At 75.4% G+C, this 13,611-nt stretch carries 12 protein-coding genes and 1 tRNA gene; 7 read left to right on the top strand and 6 right to left on the bottom strand.

The genetic code is table 11. The features are described 5' to 3' along the window. Positions 1-238 precede the first annotated feature (238 nt). The 5 genes from ACZ52R_RS10710 (at position 239) to ACZ52R_RS10690 (ending at position 6,814) form a co-directional block, all read left to right on the top strand. Entirely contained in the window at positions 239-1,888 is a 1,650-nt protein-coding gene (locus ACZ52R_RS10710) for an FAD-dependent monooxygenase (RefSeq protein ID WP_465615140.1), read from the top strand. 71 nt (positions 1,889-1,959) lie between these two features. Then, positions 1,960-2,778 (top strand): methyltransferase domain-containing protein, encoded by an 819-nt coding sequence (locus tag ACZ52R_RS10705; RefSeq protein ID WP_465753337.1) that lies wholly within the window; start codon positions 1,960-1,962, stop codon positions 2,776-2,778. Between the two features lie 203 nt (positions 2,779-2,981). Beyond that, a complete protein-coding gene (locus ACZ52R_RS10700; RefSeq protein ID WP_360497798.1) occupies positions 2,982-3,170 on the top strand; it encodes a hypothetical protein in 189 nt (62 codons plus the stop codon). A gap of 224 nt (positions 3,171-3,394) precedes the next feature. Then, the gene (ligA, locus tag ACZ52R_RS10695) at positions 3,395-5,455 is read left to right on the top strand and encodes an NAD-dependent DNA ligase LigA (RefSeq protein WP_465753336.1); all 2,061 of its coding nucleotides are present in this window, start codon (positions 3,395-3,397) and stop codon (positions 5,453-5,455) included. Positions 5,456-5,635: 180 nt separating this feature from the next. Next, positions 5,636-6,814 carry a serine hydrolase domain-containing protein gene (locus tag ACZ52R_RS10690; protein WP_465753335.1) on the top strand — a complete coding sequence of 393 codons (1,179 nt, stop codon included), beginning with the start codon at positions 5,636-5,638 and terminating at the stop codon, positions 6,812-6,814. 85 nt (positions 6,815-6,899) lie between these two features. On the opposite strand, the gene ACZ52R_RS10685 is transcribed toward ACZ52R_RS10690, so the two are convergent. Continuing rightward, positions 6,900-6,968 (bottom strand) — tRNA-Glu (locus ACZ52R_RS10685). Positions 6,969-7,226: 258 nt separating this feature from the next. Between ACZ52R_RS10685 and ACZ52R_RS10680 the strand changes: the two genes are divergently transcribed. Further along, positions 7,227-8,261: an AraC-like ligand-binding domain-containing protein gene (locus ACZ52R_RS10680; protein ID WP_465753334.1), complete on the top strand. Its 1,035-nt coding sequence runs from the start codon at positions 7,227-7,229 to the stop codon at positions 8,259-8,261. A 189-nt stretch (positions 8,262-8,450) separates the two neighbouring features. On the opposite strand, the gene ACZ52R_RS10675 is transcribed toward ACZ52R_RS10680, so the two are convergent. Beyond that, entirely contained in the window at positions 8,451-9,443 is a 993-nt protein-coding gene (locus ACZ52R_RS10675) for a DUF4232 domain-containing protein (RefSeq protein WP_465753333.1), read from the bottom strand. Positions 9,444-9,707: 264 nt separating this feature from the next. Continuing rightward, positions 9,708-10,277, bottom strand: coding sequence for an NADPH-dependent FMN reductase (locus ACZ52R_RS10670; RefSeq protein WP_360497432.1), 570 nt, complete (start codon positions 10,275-10,277; stop codon positions 9,708-9,710). Between the two features lie 279 nt (positions 10,278-10,556). Here ACZ52R_RS10670 and ACZ52R_RS10665 point away from each other — a divergent pair, with 279 nt between their 5' ends. Next, entirely contained in the window at positions 10,557-11,228 is a 672-nt protein-coding gene (locus ACZ52R_RS10665) for a TetR/AcrR family transcriptional regulator (RefSeq protein ID WP_360497435.1), read from the top strand. Positions 11,229-11,283: 55 nt separating this feature from the next. On the opposite strand, the gene ACZ52R_RS10660 is transcribed toward ACZ52R_RS10665, so the two are convergent. From ACZ52R_RS10660 to ACZ52R_RS10650, 3 genes are all read right to left on the bottom strand, one after another. Beyond that, positions 11,284-12,336, bottom strand: coding sequence for an alpha/beta fold hydrolase (locus tag ACZ52R_RS10660; protein ID WP_465615126.1), 1,053 nt, complete (start codon positions 12,334-12,336; stop codon positions 11,284-11,286). 178 nt (positions 12,337-12,514) lie between these two features. Further along, complete coding sequence (infA, locus tag ACZ52R_RS10655; RefSeq protein WP_360497441.1) at positions 12,515-12,739, bottom strand: translation initiation factor IF-1; 225 nt, start codon at positions 12,737-12,739, stop codon at positions 12,515-12,517. Between the two features lie 31 nt (positions 12,740-12,770). Further along, entirely contained in the window at positions 12,771-13,583 is an 813-nt protein-coding gene (locus tag ACZ52R_RS10650) for a GNAT family N-acetyltransferase (RefSeq protein WP_465753332.1), read from the bottom strand. Positions 13,584-13,611: the final 28 nt, after the last annotated feature.

Here is a 13,611-nt window from a genome sequence, read left to right as displayed (position 1 = left end):
AGGGTGCGGATCGGTGGAGCAGCCGTGTCCGGCGTTCACTGTTCGCCGACGCCCGGTACTCGTACGGAGGACCCCGCCCACCGGGCCCGGACACGGGACCTGGACACCGGACCTGGACACCGAGGCCCCCGGCGGGCCCGGCCGAGGCGTCCGCCGGCCCCGCCGGGCGGAACACCAGGGCGGAGGGCAGCCTGGGGATACGGCGGCACCGCCGGTGCCGGGCAGCCGAGGAGCGCGCGTGGACGACACCGACGTACTGGTCGTGGGGGCCGGACCGGTGGGCCTGACCGCCGCCGCCGAGTTGTGCCGCCGCGGCGTGCGGTGCCGGATCGTCGACCGGCTGGACGCCCCGCAGCCCTACGCCAAGGCGGTGGGGATCCAGCCCCGCACCCTGGAGGTCTGGGACGCGATGGGGCTGGTGCGCCGCGTCCTGGACGAGGCGGTGCCCCTGCTCGGCCAACTCGCCTTCGTCGACGGCGCTCCCGGCCCGCGCATCGACCTCGACCTGCCCGCCGACGTGCCGTACCGCTTCGCGGCACTGCCCCAGGACGCCACCGAGCGGCTGCTCGCCGAGCACCTGGCCGGCTACGGCGCCGTCGTCGAGCGCGGCACCGAGGTGCTCGGCCTGCGGCAGGACGACGACGGCGTGCACGCCGCCCTGGCCACCCCCCGGGGGCCGCGCGAGCTGTCCGCGCGCTTCGTCGTGGGTTGCGACGGCGCCCACAGCACGGTGCGCCACGCCGCCGGGATCGGCTTCGGCGGCGACGCCTTCCCCGAGCAGTTCATGCTCGGCGACGTCGAACTCGACTGGGACCTGCCGCCCGGCTACGCCGTGCGCGCCACCCGCGCCGCCGCCGACGGCACCGCCGCGGACGTACTGGTGTGCGTCCCGCTGCCCGGTCGGCGCCGCTACCGGGTGTCCATGACCGTCCCGCCCGAACTCGCCACCGCCGCCGACCCCGTGCGCGGGGTCGCGCACGGGCTGGAGGGCGGCCACGCCCCCGAACTGCGGCACATCCAGCAGGGCTTGGACCGGCTGGCGCCGCGCCCCGTCACCGCCTCCGCGCTGCGCTGGTCCTCGGTCTTCCGGATCAGCCACCGCCTCGCCGACCGCTACCGCAGTGGCCGCCTGCTGCTGGCGGGCGACGCCGCCCACATCCACCCGCCCACCGGCGCCCAGGGCATGAACACCGGCATCCAGGACGCCTGGAACCTCGCCTGGAAGCTCGCCCTCACCGTCCGCGGTGCCGCCGCCGACACCCTGCTCGACAGCTACCACGCCGAACGCCACCCCGTCGGCCGGGAGGTCGTCGCCCGTACGGTGCGCCACGCCCGCGCGGGCTTCGACGCCGACCCCGAGGACCCCGCCACCCCGCTGCTGCGCGAGGCCCAGCTCCTGGTCGGCTACCGCGACGGACCGCTGACCGAGCCCGCCCCGGGCACCCGCCCCGCCCCCGGCGACCGCGCCCCCGACTGCCCCGGCCTCACCCGCCCCCTGACCGCCTACCCGCAGCGCCTGCACGAGCTGCTGCGCGGCACCCACCACATCCTGCTGCTGTCCGCGGGCCCCGCCACCGACACGCGGACCCTGCGCGCCTGCGCGGCCGCCGCCCACGCCGCCGCCCACGGCCTGCTCGACGTGTACGCCGTCCTCGCCCCGGACTCCCCCAGCGCCCCCGCGTCCCCCACGGCCTCGTCCCCCGCCGCCCCGGACGGCCTGCGCCTGCCCGTCGTCCGCGACACCGGCGCCGCCTTCCACGCCGCCTACCGGCCCGGCGACGGCGAGGCCGTCCTCATCCGCCCCGACGGCTACCTCGCCGCCCGCCTGCCCGCCGCCGACCCGGCCCGTCTGGTGGCCCACCTGCGTCGCACCTTCGCCCCGGCCTGACCGCCCGGCCTGCGCCGAGGGCTTCCCGGGCGTGCCCTGCGGCGGGCGGGCGGCTGCCTAGAGTGGGCGCCATGAGCGACCCGCGCCCCACCTCGGCCTTCCACGCGGCCAACGCCGACCCCGCGGCCACCGACCGGCTGACCGCCGCCCTGGACGTCCAGGGCGCCAACGCCGGTGTGCGGCGGCTGCGCGAGTGGGCGCACGCGCGCCTGGCCGCGCGCCCCGGCGAGCGGGCGCTGGACGTCGGCTGCGGGACCGGCTCGGAGACCCGGGTGCTGGCGGCGGCGGTCGCGCCGGGCGGCGACGCGACCGGCCTCGAGCCCAACCCCGGCCTGCGGGCCGTCGCCGAGCGGCGCGCCGCCGACGCGGGCAGCCCGGCCCGGTTCGTGGACGGCGACGCGCTCGCGCTGCCGCTGCCCGACGCCGACGTGGACGTCGTCTGGTGCGAGCGCGTCCTGCAGCACCTGGACGACCCGGCGCGGGCCGTCGCCGAGATCGCCCGGGTGCTGCGCCCCGGCGGCCGGGTCGCCCTGCTCGACACCGACTGGGCCACCTTCGTCCTGCACCCGGCCGACCCGGAGATCCGCCCCGCGCTGGCCACCGTCACCCAGGCCACCGCCGCCACCCCGGACGCCGGACGCCGCCTGGCCGGCTGGCTGACCGCGGCGGGCCTGACCGTCGACGGGCTCGGCTCCGACGTCCTCCTGCACGACCCGCGCACCGTCAGCCGGCCGATCGTCCGCGGGCTCGCCACGGCGGCCCTCGGGCGGGACCTGATCACCGAGGAGCAGCGCGACCGGCTCTACGCCGGCCTCGAGGCCGCCGCCGGGCAGGGCGCCTTCCACCTGTCGGTGACGATGTTCGCCGCCGTCGCCCACCGCCCCCGCTGACCGTACGGGCGCGGCGGGCGCGGCGGGCGCGGCGGGCACGGCCGGGCCGTTGGCGGTTAGCCGGAGTCGTCCCAGGCCGCGCATTCACTCGAACGGAGTAACTTGGTCGTGTTCCACCCGTCATGGTCCGGCCGTCGGAACGACCATCGAAGGACCGTGCGTACGGGCCACCAGGCGATGAGGTGATGGACATGCGGGAATCGATGAACGAGGGCGTGCCGGAGTCGGCGTCCGGAATGCAGCGGCAGCTCTACACCGGATCGGAGCGTCCCTTCGATCCCGAGGACCTCGTGATGGTGTCGGGCCGCGACGTCACCCCCGGCCGCCTCGAGTGGGCGCGGCAGGAGATCGAGCGCAAGGGCGCCGCTGCACTGGAGCGCTACCTCCCCTGAGCGCAGGCGGGGCCGGCGGACGCGGCGCGGTGGTGCGCCCGTTCGCCGGTGGCACCGCCCTCTGCCCGCCGTGACCGGACGGGCTCCCATGACCGGACGGGCCGGCCGCAAGGGCGGGGCCGGGACGGCCGGGGACGCGGCGGCGGGAGCGGGGCGCGGCCGGTCGCGCCGGTGGTACGGCCCGCCGCCGTCGAATGTCAGTGCCAGTGGCGATGATGCTGCCCATGAACGACGCCGCTCTGCTCACCCCCGGCGACTACGCCGATGCCGTTGCCACCGCCGTCCGGGCGGCCGCCGCCTACTACACCGACGGCGGTACGCCGCTCGGTGACGACGAGTACGACGCCCTGCTGCGCGCCGTCGCGGCCTACGAGCAGGCGCACCCGGGCGAGGTGCTGCCGGACTCGCCCACCGGGAAGGTCGCGGGCGGTGCGGTCGGGGGCGACGTGCCGCACAGCGTGCCGATGCTGTCGCTGGACAACGTCTTCTCGGCCGAGGAGCTCGCGGACTGGGCGGGCGGGCTGGAGCGGCGCCTGGGCCGGCCGGTGGCCGCCTGGTGCGTGGAGCCCAAGCTGGACGGTCTGGCGGTGGCCGCCCGCTACCGTGCCGGGCGCCTGCACCGGCTGATCACCCGCGGCGACGGCCTGGCGGGCGAGGACATCAGCCACGCCGCCGACGCCGTGCTGGGCCTGCCCGCCGTGCTCGCCGAGCCCGTCGACGTCGAGCTGCGCGGTGAAGTCCTGCTCACCCGTGAGCAGTTCGAGCACGCCAACGAGGTGCGCACCGCCCACGGCGCGGTCCCCTTCGCCAACCCGCGCAACGGCGCCGCCGGCACCCTGCGGGCCAAGGACCGGCCCTACCGCGTCGAGCTGACGTTCTTCGGCTACGGCGCGGTCGGCCTCGACGACGACCTCACCCACAGCGCCCTGCTGGAGCGCCTGGCCGCCCTGGGCGCCAACACCGCAGCCACCACCGCCGCCCACCCGCAGCGCTGCGCCACGCTGGAGGAGGCCCAGCAGCGGGTCGGCGAGATCGCCGCGCTCCGCTCCGAGCTGCCGTTCGGCATCGACGGCGTCGTGGTCAAGGCCGACTCCTCGGTGGACCAGCAGGACGCCGGCTCCGGCTCGCGCGCGCCGCGATGGGCCGTCGCCCGCAAGCTCGCCGCCGAGCACAAGGTCACCCGGCTGCTCGACGTGGAGTGGAACGTCGGCCGCACCGGCATCATCGCCCCGCGCGCCGTCCTCGAACCGGTCGTCATCGACGGCGTCACCGTCACCTACGCGACGCTCCACAACCCCGCCGACATCACCCGGCGCGGCCTCATGCTCGGCGACCGGGTCTTCGTCTACCGCGCCGGGGACGTCATCCCGCGCGTCGAGGCGCCGCTGGTCGACGAGCGCACCGGCGACGAGAAGCCGATCGCCTTCCCCGAGGCCTGCCCCCGCTGCGGCGACACCATCGACACCACCGAGCAGCGCTGGCGCTGCGCCCGCGGGCGCAACTGCCAGGCCGTCGCCTCGGTGATCTACGCGGCCGGCCGCGGCCAGCTCGACATCGAGGGCCTGGGCGGCACCCGCGCCGTCCAGCTCGTCGAAGCCGGCCTGGTCACCGACCTCGCCGACCTGTTCTCCCTCACCCGCGAGCAGCTCCTCGGCCTGGAGCGGATGGGCGAGACCAGCACCGACAACCTGCTCGCCGCGATCGAGACCGCCCGGTCGCAGCCGCTCAACCGGGTGTTCTGCGCGCTCGGCGTGCGCGGCACCGGGCGCACCATGTCCCGGCGCATCGCCGCCCACTTCGGCTCCATGGCCGCGATCCGCGCCGCCGACGCCGACACCCTGGCGGCGGTGGACGGCATCGGGGCGGAGAAGGCCCGGGTCATCGTCGCCGAACTCGCCGAGCTCGCACCGCTGCTGGACCGCCTCGCGGCCCGGGGCGTGGGCACCGCCGTCACCGTGCCGCAGGCGCCCGCAGCGGCGTCCGACGCGGCGGACGCCGATGGCCCGGTGGGGCAGGACGCGGCCTCGGGCCCGCTCACCGGCGAGGCCGTCGTCGTCACCGGCTCCATGACCGGCCCGCTCGCCGCGCTGTCCCGCAACGAGATGAACGAGCTCATCGAACGCGCCGGCGGCAAGGCCTCCTCGTCCGTCTCCAAGCGCACCACCCTGCTCGTCGCCGGCGAGAAGGCCGGATCCAAGCGCGCCAAGGCCGAGGAGCTCAGCATCCGCGTCGTCACCCCCGACGACTTCGCCGTCCTGGTCGCCGACCACCTGCCCCAGGGCTGACGGACGGACGGGCCGGCGCCCGGCGGGTCACGGCGGCCGGGGCGCTCGGCTGGGCGGGTCACGGCGGGCCGTCGGCCGTTTCCGCCGGGCGTCGGCGGGTGATCCCTTGCGGCCGGGGCGGCGGTGCACCCCCGCCGCCGAGCCACCCCGATCCACCCGAGCCGTCCGGAAGGCCCCGCCGTGTCCCTGCGCTCCCGCCGTTCGCCGCTGTCCCGCCGCCCCGGGCGCGCGGTCGCCGCCCTGCTCACCGCCGCGCTGGCGCTGGCGCCCGCCGGGGCCGCCGCGGCCGCGCCCCGCGACGACGACGACCTCGCACTGCGGGCCCGGCTGCAGGAACTGGTCGACCGCCCGGACGGCCCGCCCGGCGCCATCGCGGTGCTCCGCGACGGCGAGCGGGTGCGGGTGTTCCGGGCCGGGGTGGCCGAGGTCGGCACCGGCCGGCCGCCCCGGCCCGACGACCACATGCGCCTGGCCAGCGCCGCGAAGGCGTTCAGCGGCGCGGTCGCGCTGCGCCTGGTCGACTGCGGGCTGCTCGGGCTGGACGACACGCTCGCCCAGCGGCTGCCCGCGCTGCCCGCCGCCTGGGGCACGGTGACGCTGCGCCAGCTGCTGAACCACACCAGCGGGCTGCCGGACTACAGCGCGGCACCGGAGTTCGTCGACCTGATCCGCGCCGACCCGCACCACCGGTTCGACTCCCGGCACCTGCTGGACTTCGTCGCCGGCCAGGACCTGGAGTTCGCCCCCGGCTCCCGCTACCACTACTCCAACTCCGACAACATCGCCGTGGCCCTGATGGCCGAGGCCGCGACCGGGCAGCGCTACGAGGGCCTGCTGGACTCCCAGGTCTACCGGCCGCTGGGGCTCACACAGACCAGCCTCCCCTCCGGCTACCGGCTGCCCGAGCCGTACCTGCACGGCTACGCCGTCCAGCCGCCCGAGCCCGCGCAGGACGTCAGCACCCTGTTCGGCGCCTCGGGCGCCTGGGCGTCGGGCGGCCTGGTGTCCACCCCGAAGGACTTCAGCGCGTTCGCGGCCGGGTACGCGGGCGGCCCGCTGATCAGCGACGCGACCCGCCGCCGGCAGCGGGCGTTCGTCGCGGGTGCCTCCGAGCCGGCCGGCCCGGGGGCCAACCGCGCCGGGCTGGCGATCTTCGAGTACACCACCCGGTGCGGCGTGGTGTACGGGCACACGGGCAACACCGCGGGCTACACGCAGTTCGGCGCGGGCACCCCGGACGGCCGCCGCAGCGTCACCGTCTCCGTCACCGAGCAGGTCAACCAGACCGGCAACCCGGACCTGCTGGCACAGCTGCGCGCGGTCGAGGAGGACTTCGTCTGCGCGCTGCTGGCCGGCTAGGGCCCGGAGCCGCCGGCCGGCCCGGGGGCGCGGAGGAACGCGGTAGGGGCGGAAGTCGCATGCGACTTCCGCCCCTACCGATGGGAGCGCCGGGCTCGGATCGAACGAACCCCTCCCGCTGAAAGCGGGCGTGCTACCACTGCACCACCGACGCCTGTCCGGCGGTTCCCCGACCGCTTCCGCGATCTTGTCCCGCCGACAGGGAAGAAGCTACCAGCCCATGATCGGAAGAGGAAAATCGGCGGCCGCCCACCTCCCGACCGCCACCCGCCCACCTCCCGACCGCCACCCCCGCACTCGTCGTACCGTCACCGTCCCCTTACGCTCTGGCAAGTCGCCGCAGGGTTTGGCGCCGTCAGCGGCAGGCCTCGTCGGCGGGCCGCAGGACGAGCACGGAGGAGGGAACGGGAGCGTGAGCGCGAGGACGGCGAGTGTGTTCCGGGGCGAGGACGTGCCCGCGAAGGAACGGTTCGACTGCTGGCGGGAGCTGATCGGACGGACCCGGGACAGCGAGATGACCAGCGCTCACGCCGACGACTTCACGGCGGAGATGCGGCGCCTGGAGCTGGGGCCGGTGACCCTCCTCAGATCGTCGTTCCCGCCCGCGCGGTTCCGGCGCACCGCCGGCAGGGTGCGGCGCTCGGACCCCGGGGTGTACCACCTGACCATGGTCCTCGACGGGGGCCTGTCGCTGACGCACGGCGACCGCGACCGGACGGCCGTGTTCGGCCCGGGCGAGCTGTACGTGCTCGACAGCTCGCAGCCGTACGACGTGCGGGGCCTCGGCGCACGCGCCACCGACCGGGGCCCCCGCCGGGTCGAAGCGGTGGGCGTCGACTTCCCCGTGTCCGCGCTGCCGCTGCCGCCCCACCGCCTGCGCACCCTGATGGGGCGGGCGTTCTCCGGACGGGAGGGCACCAGCGCGCTGCTCACCGAGTTCATCGTCGGCCTGGACCGGCAGGCCGCCGCCCTGGGACCGGCCGAGGCGCCCCGGCTGGGCACGGTCGTGGTCGACCTGGTGGCCGCCTGGCTGGCCCGGGAACTCGACGCCGAGGCGGCCGTGCCGGACGACACCCGGCAGCGGGCCCTGCTGGAGAGCGTACGGACGTTCATCCTGCGCAACCTGCACGACCCCGAGCTGTCCCCGCCCGTGATCGCCGCCGCGCACCACATCTCCGTCAGCTACCTGCACCGCCTCTTCACCCAGCAGTCGCAGGGCGAGACGGTCGCCGTCTGGATCCGCCGCCAGCGGCTGGACAAGGCCCGCCGCGACCTGACGGACCCGGCCCTGCGCGCCGTGCCCGTCCACGCCCTCGCCGCCCGCTGGGGCATCCCCCGCGCCTCCGACTTCAGCCGCGCCTTCCGGGCCGCGTACGGACTCCCGCCCGGCGAGCACCGCCGCCAGGCGCTGTCCGAGCACACCGGCGGCGGAGGCGCCGGAGAGTAGACGCAGCGCCAAGGGACTGTCGACGCAGCGCCAACTCGGCCGGGCCGCGCCCTGGCATCCTCCACGAGGAGACGAACCGGCGACCCGGCACGCCACGGGGGAGCGTGCCGGGCCGCCGGTCGTGCCGGGCTGTGTCGTGTTGGGCCGGGCCGTGCCGTGGTGCGCCGTGCCGGGGGGCTGCGGGCGGGGTCAGCCGCCCTGGGCCGGCGGCCGGGTGGCGGGCGGCTTCGCTCCGGCGTCCTCCCTGGCCCAGGCGCCGACGCCGAGGCGGCCGGTGGTGCCCAGGTCGAGTTCCGGGGTGACCATCACGGGGGCCGCGTCCGGGGTGGCGCGGACCCGGACGTAGGGGATGTTCACCGGGGTGCCGTCCCCGGTGGTGTTGCGCCACACCAGGGTGGCGCGGGCGCCCTCGCCCGGGCGCAGCGCGATCTTCTGCGGCGGGTTGTCGGCGCCGGTGCCGGTGGCGATCTCGGCGCCGCCGGAGAGCAGCCGGACCCCGTCGACGGGGTGGTGCTCGGGGTCGAGCAGTTGCAGCGTGGGGTAGCCGTCGAGGGCCAGCGTGGCGGTGCCGCAGTTGCGCAGGTGCAGGCCGGCGACGCGCAGGCCCATCGCGGCGTCGCCCTCGTCCGCGTACAGGCGCAGGCCGGAGGCCGGGCAGGGGCCGTCGGGCTGCGGGGCTTCGGCGCTGGGCACGCTGCGGACCTTGACGATCTTCACCTGGGACGCGGCTGCGCCCGGCAGGGCCGGGCCCGGGCCGGACAGGTCGATCCGCCTCTTCTCGGTGGTTCCGGGGGCGAGCGCGGCGACGGTGTGGGTCACGGTGTCCAGGGCGGCTCCGGCGGCCGAGAGCCGGTTGAACACCACGGTGACGTCGGACGGTTCACCGTTCGGGTTGGTCACCTCGTACTCGGCGCAGGCCGGGCTGGCGGCGGTGATCCGCACGCCGTCCCGCGCGAGTCCGGACGGCGCTTGGGCGCCGCCGGCGGGCGCGGGCAGCGGCGCCCCGCAGGGTGTGGCGCCGGCGGAGGCCGCCGGGGTGGCGAACGCCCCGGCCGCGCCGCTCGCTCCGGTCGTCCGGGTGCCGCAGGCGGTGAGCAGGGCGGCGGCGACCACGGCGAGGGTGACGGCCGCGGCGGGCCGACGGGCCGACGGCGGCGGGGTGGGCTTCTCGGACTCGCGCATCGGCCGAGTCGATCACGCTTCGCCCTCGAACGGCTGTGAGCCGGGCCACTCCCCGTGCAACAGGTCGGCAATGGTCCGGGGTTCCGGGTGTGCGGCGCGGCGGCCGGCCGTATCGGACGGTTCGTCAGCCCAGGTGCCTGGCAGGGCAGTTCACACGCGGGCGGCCCCGGCTCCCCCCAGGAGTGTTCCGGGGGGCCGGGGCCGGGCCGTCGGGCGTCAGGCGTCAGGCGTCAGGCGTCAGGAGTCAGGCGTCAGGAGCGGGCGTCAGGAGCGGGCGTCGATCTTGCCCTGGAGGGCGATGAGCAGGTCCTTGAGGATGCCGATGGTGACCTCGTCGGTCAGCTCGCCCTGGTCGTCGAAGCGCTCGTGGGAGCGGAAGGCGACCAGCTCGGGCTTGACCACCACGTCGCTGTCGGTCCAGACGAAGACCTGACGGAGCGCGAGCTGGGCGCGGACCGAGCCGAAGTTGGTCGGCGCGGCGCCCATGATCGCGGTGGGCTTGCGGTGCAGCGGCAGGCCCTCGGTCTTGGTCCAGTCGGTGCTCAGCCAGTCCAGGGCGTTCTTCAGGACGCCGGGGATGGAGTAGTTGAACTCCGGGGTGGCGATGAGCAGGCCGTCGGCCTCGGTGACCTTGCGGCGCAGCTCCTCGACGACGGCCGGGCGCTTGCCGGGGTGGTCGAGGTCGTAGTCGTACGGCGGGATCTCGCGCAGGCCGTCGTAGATCTCGATCTCCATGCCGGCCGGGTTGAACGTGCGGGCGGCGCGCAGCAGCTGGGTGTTGTGCGAGTCGGCGCGCAGCGAGCCGGAGATGGCGAAGACCTTGGACGCGCTCATGACGTGCTCCTTGCAATGGGTACGGGTGTGACCGGCAGGCCGAACTCGTCGGCGTTCGCTGGTGGGCGGCTGCCGCTCGTCGTCGTCCCGACGCCGAGAAATCTAAACGGTTCAGTTCAGTGCGTCAACCATACGGTTCAGTCTTTTTCGGTGAACTGAATCGTATGGTTCAGTCCGGGCGGCGCGTCGCGCGCATGGACTTGTACCGGACAGTTCAGTTCTTATACTGATCAGTACCGTTTCCTCCGCCCTCCGCAGACCCCCTCCGAGGAGCACCCGATGGCCGCCGACACCGCAGGGCCCACCGACGAGTTCGGCCTGCCGATCATCCCGGGCCCCGCCGACGCCGCCCAGCGGCGCCGGCGGGCGATCATCGACGCCGCCCTGGCCGAGTTCCTCAAGGAGGGCTACTCCGCCGCCTCGATGGACGCCATCACCGCACGCTCCGGCGTCTCCAAGGCCACCATCTACAAGCACTTCGGCAACAAGGAACGGCTCTTCCTCGCGGTGATCGGCGGCTTCCTGCCCACCACCTACGAGGGCCTCAAGCCCCACAACTCCACCATCGCCGAAGCCGCCGACCTGCGCTCCGCACTGATCACGCTCACCCACGACTGGGCCCGCATCGTGCTGCGCCCCGACATCATGTCCCTGCGCCGCCTGGTGATCGGCGAGATCGACCGCTTCCCGCAGCTGGGCCGGCTCTGGTACCAGGTCAGCTACGAGATGAACAACGCCCCGCTGGTCGAGGCCCTCACCGAACTGGACCGCCGCGGCCTGCTCGCCGTCCCGGACCCGAAGCTCGCGGTGCAGCAACTGGTGGCCTGCACGGTGGGCGTGCTGCAGCTGGTGCACACCTTCAGCCCCGGGGCCGGGCCGGACGAGGCGGAGACGTGGCGGACGATCAGCTCCGGCGTCGACCTGTTCCTGGCCGAGTACGCGAAGCGCTGACCCGGCGGCCGCCCGGCGACGCGTCACAGGCGGCCGGCGTCACAGGCGGCCGGCGTCAGAGGCGGTCGGCGTCCAGGACGGCCCGGGCGAAGGCGTCGGGCGCCTCCTGGGGCAGGTTGTGGCCGACGTCCGCGAGGGTGCGGTGCAGGTAGGGGCCGGTGAAGTACGGGCGGTAGCCGGAGCCGTCGCCGGGGGCGGTGAAGGGGTCCCGCCCGGGGTCGAGGGTGACGGTGGGGACGGCGATGCGCGGCCGCGCGGCGAGCCGCTGCTCCACGCGGTCGTAGCGGTGCTCGCCGTCGGCCAGGCCCAGGCGCCAGCGGTAGTTGTGGATGACGATCGCCGGGTAGTCGGGGTTGTCGAAGGCGGCGGCGGTGCGGGCGAAGACGGCGTCGTCGAAGGCCCAGGTCGGGGAGACGCTCTCCCAGACCAGGCGGCACAGGTCGCGCCGCTTGTCCCGGTCCTCCATGGCCTGGCGCCCGCGCTCGGTGGCGAAGTAGAACTGGTACCACCAGGTGTGCTCGGCGGCGGCCGCCAGCGGCTCCTTCTGCTTCTCCACGTCGGTGATCAGGTACCCGCTGACCGACACCAGCGCCTTGACCCGCTCGGGCCACAGCGCGGCGATGATGTCGGCGGTGCGCGAGCCCCAGTCGAAACCGGCCAGCACCGCCCGGCCGATCCCCAGCGCGTCCATCAGGGCGACGATGTCCAGCGCGACCGCCGCCTGCTGCGCGTTGCGCGGCGTACGGGCGGACAGGAACCGCGTCGAGCCGTGCCCGCGCAGGTAGGGGACGATGACGCGGTAGCCCTGCGCGGCGAGCAGCGGGGCGACGTCGACGTAGCTGTGGATGTCGTACGGCCAGCCGTGCAGGCAGATGACCACGGGGCCGTCCGCCGGGCCGTCCTCGGCGTAGCCGATGTCCAGCACTCCGGCGCGGACCTGCGCCAGCCGGGCGAACCCGGTCCGCCCGGCGGCGGCGCCGCCCGGCACGGCCTCCAGGACGGGGGCCGCCGGTGCGGCCTCCGCGGCCTGGGACAGGGCGGCCAGGGACAGGGCGCTCGCGCCCGCCCCCAGCCCGACGGCCCTGGTGAAGGTGCGCCTGTCGATCATGCTCGTTTCCTCCGTCGCGCGGTGGCGTCAGCCGATGCCACCGCGGACCGGCGGCCGGCACCACCCACTGTGGCCCGCGAAACGGTCAAGCACATCAGTCACTTGACTCTCAGTCACCGACTGACGCCACCGTCACCGGCCGCGGTCACCGACCTGAGCCGCCGGCCGCAGCCACCGGCTATGACCGGTAGCGGTAGCGGATGCGGCCGCGGGTGAGGTCGTAGGGGCTGAGCTCCACGAGGACCCGGTCGTGCGGGAGGATCTTGATGTGGTTCTTGCGGACCTTGCCGCTGATGTGGGCGAGCACGATGTGCCCGTTGGGCAGTTCCACCCTGAAGGTGGCGTTGCGCAGGCACTCGGTGACGGTGCCTTCGACTTCGATGCCGTCTGCGGTCTTGCTCATGGCTCTCACCTCTCCGTTCGGTGTTGGGGTGTCAATGGCTTCGGTGGCGGGCGAGTTCGAGGGTGCTGCCGGCGCGGCGGGCGCCGATGCCCTCGAAGAGGGCGGTGGCGGCCGTGTTGGACTCCGTCACCTCGGCCCAGGCCGAGGTGACGCCGTCGCGGTGCAGCGATTCCAGTGCGTGGGCCAGCAGCGCCCGGGCGATGCCGCGGCGCTGGTGGTCGGCGCGGACGGCGAGCAGCCCGATCCGCGGCCGGCGCAGCGGCGCGATCCGGAGCAGCCCGACGTAGCGGCCGTCCTGCCGTGCCACCGCGTACTTGGCGGGGTCGACCACGGTGCTGCACGCCGGCCGGGGCAGCACCTGGGCCGGCATCGCCGGCCAGCCGATGCCGGCCTCGACCTCCTCGTGGATGACGCGGTCCAGGGCGCGCAGCGGATCCTCCTGCGCCTCGCCGGCGGGCACGATCGTCACGCCCGCCGGGGGCCGGACCGGGCCGAGCCCGGTGGCCTGCGGGTCGGTGGGCAGGAGGTAGCACCACTCGCGGCGTACGGTCGTGAAGCCGGCCCGCTGCCAGGCGGCCGTGGTGTCGTGGTCGACCTCGTCGGTGACGGTGTGCAGCGGTTCCGGCAGGTCGGCCGACATCGCGGCGGCGATGCGGTCGAAGACCGCGCCCTGCCATGCGTCGACGCTGACGAAGAGCCGGCCGTCGGGCCGGCGTGAGGCGTCGCCGTGGCCGACCACGCGGTCGTCCTCCACGGCGTGCCACTGGGTGTCCGAGATCCGCGTGACCGCGAGCGCGTGGTCGTCGGCGGCGGGGATGTCGGGGGTGGGGTGCGAAGTGTTCATGGTGTTGCCCTTCGGGAGTGCCTGGTCT

The organism is Kitasatospora sp. NPDC034023, from assembly GCF_055575795.1.
The sequence above is the reverse complement of the archived record's forward strand: the minus strand, read 5'-3'. Positions and strand labels throughout refer to the sequence as shown.

What these genes read in the sequence shown, in the direction of transcription:
- ACZ52R_RS10705 (WP_465753337.1), top strand. Translation starts at nt 1,960, where the DNA reads ATGAGCGACCCGCGCCCCACCTCGGCCTTCCACGCGGCCAACGCCGAC.
- ACZ52R_RS10700 (WP_360497798.1), top strand. Translation starts at nt 2,982, where the DNA reads ATGAACGAGGGCGTGCCGGAGTCGGCGTCCGGAATGCAGCGGCAGCTC.
- ligA (WP_465753336.1), top strand. Translation starts at nt 3,395, where the DNA reads ATGAACGACGCCGCTCTGCTCACCCCCGGCGACTACGCCGATGCCGTT.
- ACZ52R_RS10675 (WP_465753333.1), bottom strand. Translation starts at nt 9,443, where the DNA reads ATGCGCGAGTCCGAGAAGCCCACCCCGCCGCCGTCGGCCCGTCGGCCC.
- ACZ52R_RS10670 (WP_360497432.1), bottom strand. Translation starts at nt 10,277, where the DNA reads ATGAGCGCGTCCAAGGTCTTCGCCATCTCCGGCTCGCTGCGCGCCGAC.
- ACZ52R_RS10665 (WP_360497435.1), top strand. Translation starts at nt 10,557, where the DNA reads ATGGCCGCCGACACCGCAGGGCCCACCGACGAGTTCGGCCTGCCGATC.
- ACZ52R_RS10660 (WP_465615126.1), bottom strand. Translation starts at nt 12,336, where the DNA reads ATGATCGACAGGCGCACCTTCACCAGGGCCGTCGGGCTGGGGGCGGGC.
- infA (WP_360497441.1), bottom strand. Translation starts at nt 12,739, where the DNA reads ATGAGCAAGACCGCAGACGGCATCGAAGTCGAAGGCACCGTCACCGAG.
- ACZ52R_RS10650 (WP_465753332.1), bottom strand. Translation starts at nt 13,583, where the DNA reads ATGAACACTTCGCACCCCACCCCCGACATCCCCGCCGCCGACGACCAC.